Genomic DNA, 3,856 nt, shown 5'->3' on the forward strand with positions numbered 1-3,856 from the left:
TGAAGACCTGAACGGCGACGGTGTTGTTGATGCTGTTCTGTCGGCTGAGGACGGGTCGATCTGGACGCGTCTTGGCGATGGTCAGGGCGGGTTCGGTGTGGCTCAGGCGCAAGGCCGTGATCTTGCGACGAATGCGCTTGAAAAAGTGTCTGGTAGCACATCTGGCTGGGATCAAGGTGCGTTCTCGCAAGCAAGCTTCACAGGCAGCGGTGCTGTATCGACAACAGTTGCGCAGACAAACAAGTACAACGTGCTTGGTCTTTCCGCGGAGCCAGGCGATAGCGGATTTTCGTCGATTGAATATGCGCTCTATCAATATGCGGGAACGATCCGCGTGTTTGAAAACAGCGTCAACAGAGGTTCTTTCGGCAACTATCACGTTGGCGATGAGCTGAGTGTTGAGCGTCTTGCTGATGGCACGGTGCAGTATTTGAAGAATGGAACGGTGTTTTATACGAGCACATTGAATTCCGATCCAGCTATGGCTCTCTATGCCGATGCGAGCTTCTACCATCACGGCAGTCGCATGAACGACACGGTCCTAACGAGTGGGAGCGGACCCGCGGAACCTGTCACTTGGATTTATGACTCTGGTCTTGTGTTGGCGGGCATAGACGGCCCCGTCACCACCACGCATCACGACCTGAACGGGGACGGCGTTGCGGATGCTGTTCTGACATCTGGGGACGGGTCTATCTGGACGCGACTTGGCGATGGTCAGGGTGGGTTCGGCGAGGCTGAGGCGCAGGGTCGAGATCTTGCGACGAATACGATCGAGAAAGTTAGTGGAAGCACCACCTGGCATACGGGAGCTTACTCAGAGGAAAGTTTTACTGGGTCTGTTTCGGTGAGAACAACCGTCTACGCGACGAACAAGAATGTCATGTTTGGACTTAGCCAGGCGCCGGGAGGTGGTCACTACGACACCATTGACTATGCAATTTTTGTGGTAGGTGCCGGGACTGATAAAGGCCTCCTGAGAGTTTACGAAAGTGGTGTAAACCGCGGAAAGTTCGGCAATTACCATGTCGGCGATGAGCTGAGTGTGGAGAGGCTTTCCGATGGCACGGTTCAGTATCTGAAGAATGGTACCGTGTTCTACACGAGCGCCGTGCTGTCCGATCCTTCCGTGGAGTTGCATGCAGATGCGAGCATGTCGCAAGTCGGTGCCAGGTTGAACGACACGTTCATTCAGTCAGGCAATCAGCAGGCGTCTCTTGTCACTTGGGTTTCCGATCCAGACATTTCGGAGGTTGGTGCTGATGGTACTGTCTCTGTTCTGTATGAAGACCTGAACGGCGACGGTGTTGTTGATGCGGTTCTGACGTCTGAGGACGGGTCGATCTGGACGCGTCTTGGCGATGGTCAGGGCGGGTTCGGTGTGGCTCAGGCGCAGGGTCGTGATCTTGCGACGAATGCGATCGAGAAGGTTAGTGGGACTACTAGCTGGTATACAGGGGCTTACTCGAAGGAGAGTTCTGCTGGATCTGTTTCGGTGAGTTCAACTGTCTATGCCACGAACAAGAATGTCATGTTTGGACTTAGCCAGGCACCGGGAGGTGGTCACTACGACACCATTGACTATGCAATTTTTGTGGTAGGTGCCGGGACTGATAAAGGCCTCCTGAGAGTTTACGAAAGTGGTGTAAACCGCGGAAAGTTCGGCAATTACCATGTCGGCGATGAGCTGAGTGTGGAGAGGCTTTCCGATGGCACGGTTCAGTATCTGAAGAATGGTACCGTGTTCTACACGAGCGCCGTGCTGTCCGATCCTTCCGTGGAGTTGCATGCAGATGCGAGCATGTCGCAAGTCGGTGCCAGGTTGAACGACACGTTCATTCAGTCAGGCAATCAGCAGGCGTCTCTTGTCACTTGGGTTTCCGATCCAGACATTTCGGAGGTTGGTGCTGATGGTACTGTCTCTGTTCTGTATGAAGACCTGAACGGCGACGGTGTTGTTGATGCGGTTCTGACGGCTGAGGACGGGTCGATCTGGACACGTCTTGGCGATGGTCAGGGCGGGTTCGGTGTGGCTCAGGCGCAGGGTCGTGATCTTGCGACGAATGCGATCGAGAAGGTAAGTGGGAGCTACGATTGGAATACAGGTGCCTTCTCGAAGGAAAGTTTTGCAGGGGCTGTTTCCCTGAACTCCACGGTCCATGCCACGGATAGTCATTTAATGTTTGGACTTAGTGGTTCGCCGGGCGGTGGTCACTACGATACGATTGACTATGCATTTTATCTGATTGGTGACGGGAACTACAAAGGCCTCCTGAGAGTTTACGAAAGTGGTGTAAACCGCGGAACGTTCGGCAGTTACCATGTCGGCGATGAGCTGAGTGTGGAGAGGCTTTCCGATGGCACGGTTCAGTATCTGAAGAATGGTACCGTGTTCTACACGAGCGCCGTGCTGTCCGATCCTTCCGTGGAGTTGCATGCAGATGCGAGCATGTCGCAAGTCGGTGCCAGGTTGAACGACACGTTCATTCAGTCAGGCAATCAGCAGGCGTCTCTTGTCACTTGGGTTTCCGATCCAGACATTTCGGAGGTTGGTGCTGATGGTACTGTCTCTGTTCTGTATGAAGACCTGAACGGCGACGGTGTTGTTGATGCGGTTCTGACGGCTGAGGACGGGTCGATCTGGACACGTCTTGGCGATGGTCAGGGCGGGTTCGGTGTGGCTCAGGCGCAGGGTCGTGATCTTGCGACGAATGCGATCGAGCCCGCATTAGATTTCAGAGGTGTCAGTTTCACAAGCTATGCAGGTGGCCAAGACGCTGGTGGAGTGGCATCAGTTAGCAGGGATGGTTCGGAGCTCTTGTTCGAGGGGAACACTTGGAAGCAGATGGTGTTCGACTATCAGGTGACAGCAAACACCATGCTGGAATTCGAATATAAATCGACCATCCAGGGGGAAATGCAAGGGCTGGTCCTGGAAACGGATAATGATTTCGAAACCGGATCAAAGATTATCCAGCTCTACGGCACTGATACCCATGCGAGTTTTGATCGGACGCACTCTTATTCCGGCACGGGAGACTGGCAACACTTTTCGATCAGGGCAGGAGATTTTCTGACAGGAACGGTCAGCGCGCTTGCATTCGTGAATGATCATGACAAGGGGTTGCGAAACGCGAACAGCTTCTATCGCGATGTGAAGATTTACGAGGCGACCACGATATCAGGATCCTCCGGGGACGATGTGCTTAAAGGCACTGTCAACGCAGACCTACTTCTTGGAATGGCAGGAAACGACCGGCTCGAAGGTGCACTGGGAAGCGACATCCTCACGGGTGGGGCTGGCTCGGATACATTCGTCTTCACAAGCGCGGGAGCTTCGAACGACACGATAACCGATTTTGAGACAAGCGGTGCTGAAGCCGATGTTCTCCAATTCGAAAGCTCGGTTTTTGCTGACTTCAATGCCGTTCTCGCCGCTGCTGTTGATGACGGTACGGACACAACCATAACTCTGGATGCGGACACTGCTGTCGTCTTAAAGAGTGTGCTCGTCTCCAGTCTTCAGAGTGATGACTTCGTGTTTGTTTGATCGCTTGTGGTTAGCAAAGGCCACCGTTTTTGTATTTTGGTTCAGGGAAAGAGGTGGCTCGCCAGTCAAATGATTGGTGGCTGCATCCTTTCCCGGCCCCTTTTCCACTCCGATGCGGCACGCTGCCCATGTGTTGCGTGGACAGTACACAGGATATGAGGGACGGGAATGGACGGCAACGATGCAATCTGGAGAGTGAGCGTCCGTTGAACCCGACCTGCCGCTTTTCGATTTGGTGCGTTAAGTGTCCGCTTAATTAAATGGACATTTAAGGGCCCTTAATGAGTAAGCGAAGAAAGCGGCGGA

Annotated in this window: 1 protein-coding gene; it reads left to right on the forward strand. The window is 53.6% G+C overall.

The features are described from left to right. Positions 1-3,550, forward strand: a 3,550-nt coding sequence (locus ACXAH0_RS25040) for a calcium-binding protein (RefSeq protein ID WP_475195991.1), incomplete at its 5' end; no start/stop codon positions are given. Positions 3,551-3,856: the final 306 nt, after the last annotated feature.

The sequence above is a fragment of the Roseibium sp. AWQ4_290 genome, assembly GCF_056160985.1.